This window comes from Pantoea sp. V106_11 (assembly GCF_029967885.1).
Lineage (GTDB): Bacteria > Pseudomonadota > Gammaproteobacteria > Enterobacterales > Enterobacteriaceae > Pantoea > Pantoea ananatis.
The window spans coordinates 174,342-181,522 of record NZ_JASCAK010000026.1 but is presented as its reverse complement, the minus strand read 5'-3'; the positions used below and the strand labels follow the sequence as shown (position 1 = coordinate 181,522).

Genomic DNA, 7,181 nt, shown 5'->3' with positions numbered 1-7,181 from the left:
GGGACGCGCCCTTCGGGCCGTTGCGTTCGCAACGTTGTCTCGCTGCGCTCGGCGCAACCCTCCTTCGGAGGTTCTCACCCTCTTTTATTCAGGCGAAAAAAAAACCTGTCTTTGCAGACAGGTTTCTAAAAATGGTCGGCGAGAGAGGATTACGCGCCCCTGCGGGACGCGCCCTTCGGGCCGTTGCGTTCGCAACGTTGTCTCGCTGCGCTCGGCGCAACCCTCCTTCGGAGGTTCTCATCCTCTTTTATTCAGGCGAAAAAAAACCTGTCTTTGCAGACAGGTTTCTAAAAATGGTCGGCGAGAGAGGATTCGAACCTCCGACCCACTGGTCCCAAACCAGTTGCGCTACCAAGCTGCGCTACTCGCCGATTTTTTTATTTTTTTTTGCCTGGTGCGAAGAGAGGGACTTGAACCCTCACGTCCGTTAAGACACTAACACCTGAAGCTAGCGCGTCTACCAATTCCGCCACCTTCGCGTATCCCAGCAAAATCTGGGGTGGCTAATGGGACTCGAACCCACGACAACTGGAATCACAATCCAGGGCTCTACCAACTGAGCTATAGCCACCACTGTACTGAATGTTGCAAGTCAAACCCACAGCATTTAAATCTTTGTTACTAACGCGGTACTCAAACCACCGAAGCTCTTACGCACAAACTAAATGGCGCGCCCGACAGGATTCGAACCTGAGACCTCTGCCTCCGGAGGGCAGCGCTCTATCCAGCTGAGCTACGGGCGCGTAGCGCCGTTGCGGATGTGCATACTAGAGATAAGCGCCCACGCTGTCTAGTGCTTTTTAAAGAAAATAGCGCGTTTGATTACGCTTTGTGCATTTCGTCGACAATTAACGCATTTATGCCGTTACTCGTGCGAAAAACCTGGCGTTAATCAGCGATCTTACAGATCGCCACGCCAGTGATAACGCAAATATTTCACCAGCTTCAACTGCCTGCGTAGGCGACTGGGCTGTTTGATTAAGCGATAAAACCATTCCAGTCCAAGCTTCTGCCAAATTAAAGGCGCGCGCTTTACATGACCGGTAAACACGTCATAGGTACCACCTACGCCCATATACAACGCATCAGGCCAGTGCTTCTGACACTCGGCCATTAAAAGTTCCTGACGTGGAGAGCCCATCGCTACCGTTACCAGCCTGGCTCCGCTGGCCGCAACCCTGGCAAACAGTGCATCGCGTTCCGCCGGGACAAAATAGCCATCCTGTGCACCCACAATATTCACGTTCCACTGACGACGCAGTTTATCGCAGGTTTCGTCCAACACTGCCTGCCGACCGCCGATCAAAAACACCGGCGTTCCGTTACGTCCGGCACGTTCCATTAAGGCTTCCCACAGATCGGCCCCTGCAATCCGCTGTACTGAGGCCTGCGGATATTTCTTGCGAACAGAGCGTACAATGCTGATGCCATCCGGATATTTGAATTCAGCCTGCTGAATTTGAGCACGCAGCGCTGCATCCTGTTCGGCATTCAGCACTTTTTCCGCATTGATGGCCACCAGCGTGCCGCTCCGGACAGCGGAATGCGGCATTAGGAAATCCACAAATGAAGCCATGCTGTCAAAGCCGTATAGCGTGATGCCGCGAATCACATAGCGTGGCGTTTCGGAAACTGTACTCATCTCTTTTTAATTCTTCCCTTAGATCCCAGAGGTTAATCAGGATGGGCTATGAAGCGCCCGCTCACGTCGGCTGCGAATCAGGCCGACATGATCCAGTAACCAGAAAAGCAATTTCGCCATCCCCAGACAGGCGGCAAAAATAATACAGAAAAACACAACACGTGAGCCAAACGCATCCAGCCCCTCGCGCGCCAGCACAATCATGTTGAATACGGCACCGAAACAAAAGCTTTGCAGAATCGCCCCGGTATAACGATTCGATTCATTGCGTCCGCGCTTATAGAGCGTGTCGAAAGCTTTGATGATGAGCCCAACGGCCACAGCGCCTGGCGGAATGGCCCAGACGCCGCCCATCACCAGTAGCGAACCGATTAAGGTAGGCGAAATCGCCAGTCCGGAATGGTTGTTCAGTACATCCCAGGTAAAGTAATTAGCGCTGTTCAGTACTGACAGAGGACGATCGGGCCACAGCCAGGTTGGGATAAACACATAGAAATCGCGCCACATGGGCGCTAAGCCCTGAAAGTCTATCTTATGGTAATTCTCCAGCAGCAAAGCCAGGTTTTCCCATGGCGAAAACGTATCGCGCGTCAGGTACAGAAAGGTGTAAAAAGCCTCGTCGCCCATGACAGCCAGATTGTAGCGACGTAGCGCCAGCCAGAACATTCCCCCAATCGCCATCACGCCCGCAGCGGCCAGCATCCACAATGTGATCCAGCCACGTGTAATACCGATAAACAGAAATAACGCAAAAGCGATAATGATATTGGCACGCGTGCCACCAACCAGCGCGTAGGTCAGTAAGCCAAAGCTGACCGTGATGATGAGAAACAGCAGCCAGTTACGGCGCGTGGGATGCAAGAAATAGGGAATCAGCATCGCCGGGATGAAGAAATAAAAGAACCGCTTCAGTGCAACGCCAGACACTTCACTGGAAAAGATCTGGTTATAGGCCGTCAGTCGGAATAACAAAAATCCGTTATGGATAAAGAACACCGTTACGGTTGCAACCGCCACCAGCGCCAGTAGCCCACCGGTCAGATGCGTTTCGACCCGGTTCATTTGTAGCCAGGGCCGGGCAGGCGCTGCGGATGCCGGCCTGAGGCGCACCTTGTAACTGACAAAGTAAATAGCATAAAACGCCGTGGCCGACAGCATCGCCTGCAGCAGAAAATCCGCCGAAACCACCTGCGTATCAAACCGAAAGACCAGAATACTGGTTAGCGGAAAACCGAAGTAGAAGGTCAGTAAAAACAATAAGGTAAAAAACAGGTGGAAGTTAAACCGTTCCTGTTTAAGTTCGCGCATGTTCAGGGTCACAATGGTCACCAGTGACAGCACATACACGATCAGCAGACCACTAAATGCCATAAGACTCATGAGGGCTCTCCTTCGCAAAGGCGCAACGCTGTTCGCCAGCCTTCCAGATAGCCTGGGGCCAGGAAAGCAATGCGCTGTTTATCGCATCCCACAAGTTGCCGACGCGCCTCTGCGACGATATCAGGCGTCAGCGCATCGTCGTTGAACAAGACAGGAAGCTGCTGCGCGGTAACATCCCGCCAGAACGGATTTTTACGCGTCAGGGCGAAAGGCACATTAGCCTGAATCAGCAAACATAGCGTTCCCACGCCCTGCTGCCGTTCGAACATAAAATAGCCCAAATGGCAGCGTGCCAACAGCGCCAGATAGTCGTCAAAAGCAAGATTATCCCGCAGTAACCTTACCTGCCCCTGCGGAAAGAGTCTGTCGGCGGCGTTCTGAATCTGTCCGATATACTCATCATTGTCAGGCGGATAACCCAGCGGCACGTCAATGCGCACATCTTCGCCAAACTGAGCCTTGATCGCTGCAAGCCCCTCAATATGGCGGTTACTGGCGTCACCAGAATTACCCAGCAGCACGGTAAACGTCTTGTCTGGATGAGGCGTAATGGCGACTGCAGGTAACTTTGTGGGAAAATACAGTAAAGACTGCGGTACAGACTTGTGGCGTTGCTGGTAGTGATAAAGATCGCCCTGGGTGGCGAACAGGTGTGCAACGCGCCCCTGCGCAGCACGGCGCAGGAAATAAAACAGCCGGAACTTCAGGCTGCGTGAATCTTCATACAAATCCGCTCCCCAGACGTGCCAGAACAGTTGAGAACGGCGTAACCTGCCGCTCAGCAACGCCAGCCAAAGCCAGGGGTTAAACTGCCCGTGGCAAAAGAAGCGTTGGTCGCGATTTTTCGCCCGCTGCAACAGCGCCTCAGCCAGCGCTTTCTTACTGCTAAAGGTTTCAATGTGCAAAGCGCCAAAACCGGTGAGGTTTTCAGGCTGCGATGTCACCACCATAAAGTGACGCGGTGCAGTAACACGCTGCTCGATGCTCATCACGTCGTTAAAAAAACGCAACACCGTCAGATTGTGATGGGGAATATTGGATCCCAAAACGTGAATTAAAGTCATTTTTTTCGGCAGTAAAGAATAAATGCGCCACAGCAGAGCGCGAAATAGGTAACGTAGGTGAACATATAGGCTTGCGCTGCCCCACTGGCCCCCTGTAACGGGATAAGCCAGCGCGAGAACAGCGTCAGCAAAATAAACTGACTGATTTCGGTCAGCACATAAAAGCGTAATGAGGCTTTCGCGATGACCAGATAGCCGAAAACGTAGGCGCCGACTTTGAAAACATCGCCACAGAGTTGCCAGACAAACAAATCCCGCATGTCGTGAAATGCCGCGGAGAACAACAGGCTGATGGCGATATCACGCATCATCCACATGCTCAGGCTGGCCGCCGCGACCGCCGGTAACACAAAGCGTAACGCCCGGCCGATCTCACGCGCAATATCCTTTTTGTTATCTAACCGGGCCAGTGTCGGCAGTAGCCAGACGCTAAAGGTCGCGGTGATAAACTGCAGATAAGCATCAGATATACTGGTTACGCCCTGCCATAATCCTACCTGCGCCCAGCCGTTACTGGCCGCCAGTTGATTTCGCATCATCACCCAGGCAACCGGCAGGGTGACGGCGGTGATCAGCGCCATAATCGTGTATTTTGCCAGATGACGCGCCATTTCCGGCTGCCAGGTGGGCCGCAGCCAGCTCAAGGGGAGCGGGACACGACGTTTCAGTATTACCAGCGCTGGAAAAACGAGTAACGCGGGTACCAAAGCCAGCCCGGTCAATGCGCCCGCATAGCCCCCCAGCCACCAACACAGCACGTAGCCGAGCACGCCCGTTATGCTACCGCAAATCAGGGCCAGCGCATTACCGCGCGCATCACGGTAGCCTTTTATGAACGCCAGAAGCAGGTTTGCCCACGCAATACCAAACTGAAGAAAGGCAACGATACGTATCACGTTTTGATAGCGATCGTGACCAAACAGCGCAGTGCTGATGGGAGCCGCAGCCAATAAAAAGACCAGCGCCAGCAGCGTTGAGAAGCCCGTCACCATTGCCGAGGCGGTGCCGATTAGCGCGCGGAGTTGCCGGGGCTGTTGTTGATATTGTGCAACATACGTGGTGACGCCGTTAAAGATACCCGCTCCGGCCAGCACGCCCAGCACGGTGATGAGCTGGCGAAAGTTACCGGCCTGGCCCACGCCTTCCGGACCAAAGCTGATGGCCAGTAACTTGACGACCAGCAGCCCAACCGCAATTTTTACTATTGTCGATGAGGCGGTCCATAACGATGCTTTGGCTAATGACATCAGGAAAAAAAGCTCAGTAGCGAGCCGATCACGGTGCTCTGATTGTTATCCGACAGATTATAAAACAGCGGTAAACGTAATAAGCGCTCACTCTCTGCTGTAGTAAAACGATCCTCACCGGCAAAACGTGAAAAACGCTGGCCCGCAGGCGAACTGTGCAAAGGGATATAATGGAAAACGGCCAGGATTTCGGCCTCTTTAAGCCAGTTGATCAGGGCCTGACGATGCTTCTCATCACGCAGCTTTATATAAAACATATGGGCGTTGTGCTGACAATCAGCCGGGATGGAAGGCAATGTAATCTTGCCGTTTTCCGACAGCGGCTTCAGGGCATCGTAGTAACGTTGCCACAAGCGCAAGCGCTGTTGATTAATTCGAACAGAGGACTCCAGCTGCGCCCAGAGATAAGCCGCCTGCAGGTCAGCCATCAGATAGCTGGACCCCATATCGCGCCAGGTATATTTATCTACCTGTCCCCGGAAAAACTGACTGCGATTGGTGCCCTTTTCACGAATAATTTCTGCACGCTCCACAAGGCTGGCATCGTTAATTAACGTCGCGCCGCCTTCTCCACCTGCGGTGTAATTCTTGGTTTCGTGAAAGCTGAAACAGCCGATATGACCAATGGTGCCTAATGCCCGGCCTTTGTACGCTGACATCACGCCCTGCGCAGCATCCTCAATAACAAACAGCTTATACTGTGCCGCCAGCGCCATAATCGTATCCATTTCACAGGCAACGCCCGCATAGTGGACCGGCACGATAGCGCGGGTTTTATCGGTTATCGCCGCTTCAATCAGCGTTTCATCCATGTTCATGGTGTCGGGGCGCACATCCACGAACACAATTTTCGCGCCACGTAATACGAAGGCGTTGGCGGTTGAAACAAAGGTGTAGCTCGGCATGATCACTTCATCACCCGGCTGGATATCGATCAGCAGCGCGGCCATCTCCAGCGAGGCGGTACAGGAAGGCGTCAGTAACACTTTCGCACTACCGAAGCGCTGCTCCATCCACTGCTGACAACGGCGAGTATAACCGCCGTCGCCACACAGCTTGCCGCTGCTCATGGCAGACTGCATATACTCGATTTCGCTTCCCACAACCGGGGGCGCATTAAAGGGAATCATGACCTCTCCTGTAAAACCAGTACGCCGTGCTTTCAAGACGCGCGCCACTGCGTAGATAAAGACGCATCGCCGTAAGATTACTGATTTGCGTGGCAACCCGCAGACGTTCGAGCTGACGCGCACGGCCCCAGTCCGCTGCAGCCAGCATCAGGCGCTGACCGATACTTTGTCCCTGCGCCTCAGGCACCACCGCCAGCAGGCCAATACGCGCATCGCCTTCGACCTCGCGTAAAGAGACAAAGCCCTGAAGCGCGCCGCGTTCATCACTGGCGACAAGGCACTGGTGATCGAAGGTGCCGCGGACCGCATTTTCGATCCACTGCGCATAGAAGCGGGCACTGTCATCAGGCGCAAACCACGGCGTGCGAAAACGACTTTGACGGAAGGCCAGAGATGCGGCTTCGCGTAATGCTGGGATTTGTGTTTCCCGCGCAATACGAATGCCAGTCTGGCGTTCGGTGCGTTTGATCGTCAACGACAAATCCACTTCACCTTCCACCAGGTGAAACTGATGCTGATTTAACGCATCGATGATGTCGGTTTGTTCCGCTGACACTTTGATTTGAAACAGCGCGCAGGCGTGCCGAAGCGCGTTTTCGAGCGACAGATCCCCCCCGGTTTCCAGCCTCACGGCGTCAAAGCCGAAGAACTGGCTCTCCCAGGTGAGTGGATTAACCTTAACGTGGACAGACATAAGTTAATCGGATCCTTGTTAACC

Annotated in this window: 6 protein-coding genes, 4 tRNA genes and 2 other RNA genes; all 12 read right to left on the bottom strand. The window is 53.6% G+C overall.

The window, feature by feature from the left end; all coding sequences use genetic code 11:
* Window positions 1-99, bottom strand: a non-coding RNA gene (locus QLG08_RS09895) — RtT sRNA; the annotation flags it as partial.
* Window positions 100-132: 33 nt separating this feature from the next.
* Window positions 133-262, bottom strand: a non-coding RNA gene (locus QLG08_RS09890) — RtT sRNA.
* A 32-nt stretch (window positions 263-294) separates the two neighbouring features.
* A tRNA-Pro gene (locus tag QLG08_RS09885) sits at window positions 295-371 on the bottom strand.
* A 21-nt stretch (window positions 372-392) separates the two neighbouring features.
* A tRNA-Leu gene (locus tag QLG08_RS09880) sits at window positions 393-479 on the bottom strand.
* A gap of 16 nt (window positions 480-495) precedes the next feature.
* Window positions 496-571 (bottom strand) — tRNA-His (locus tag QLG08_RS09875).
* A gap of 95 nt (window positions 572-666) precedes the next feature.
* Window positions 667-743 (bottom strand) — tRNA-Arg (locus tag QLG08_RS09870).
* Window positions 744-901: 158 nt separating this feature from the next.
* Window positions 902-1,642, bottom strand: a complete 741-nt coding sequence (gene wecG, locus QLG08_RS09865) for a lipopolysaccharide N-acetylmannosaminouronosyltransferase (protein ID WP_015701295.1) — start codon at window positions 1,640-1,642, stop codon at window positions 902-904.
* A gap of 36 nt (window positions 1,643-1,678) precedes the next feature.
* Entirely contained in the window at window positions 1,679-3,022 is a 1,344-nt protein-coding gene (wzyE, locus tag QLG08_RS09860) for an ECA oligosaccharide polymerase (RefSeq protein ID WP_014606994.1), read from the bottom strand.
* Window positions 3,019-4,086 carry a TDP-N-acetylfucosamine:lipid II N-acetylfucosaminyltransferase gene (locus QLG08_RS09855; protein WP_161611026.1) on the bottom strand — a complete coding sequence of 356 codons (1,068 nt, stop codon included), beginning with the start codon at window positions 4,084-4,086 and terminating at the stop codon, window positions 3,019-3,021. The genes wzyE and QLG08_RS09855 overlap by 4 nt, the downstream gene beginning before the upstream one ends.
* Window positions 4,083-5,333, bottom strand: a complete 1,251-nt coding sequence (wzxE, locus tag QLG08_RS09850; protein WP_128392446.1) for a lipid III flippase WzxE — start codon at window positions 5,331-5,333, stop codon at window positions 4,083-4,085. The genes QLG08_RS09855 and wzxE overlap by 4 nt, the downstream gene beginning before the upstream one ends.
* A complete protein-coding gene (gene rffA, locus QLG08_RS09845) occupies window positions 5,333-6,463 on the bottom strand; it encodes a dTDP-4-amino-4,6-dideoxygalactose transaminase (RefSeq protein ID WP_116197980.1) in 1,131 nt (376 codons plus the stop codon). Before rffA ends, wzxE begins: the two co-directional genes overlap by 1 nt.
* Complete coding sequence (rffC, locus tag QLG08_RS09840; RefSeq protein ID WP_014606998.1) at window positions 6,450-7,157, bottom strand: dTDP-4-amino-4,6-dideoxy-D-galactose acyltransferase; 708 nt, start codon at window positions 7,155-7,157, stop codon at window positions 6,450-6,452. Before rffC ends, rffA begins: the two co-directional genes overlap by 14 nt.
* Window positions 7,158-7,181: the final 24 nt, after the last annotated feature.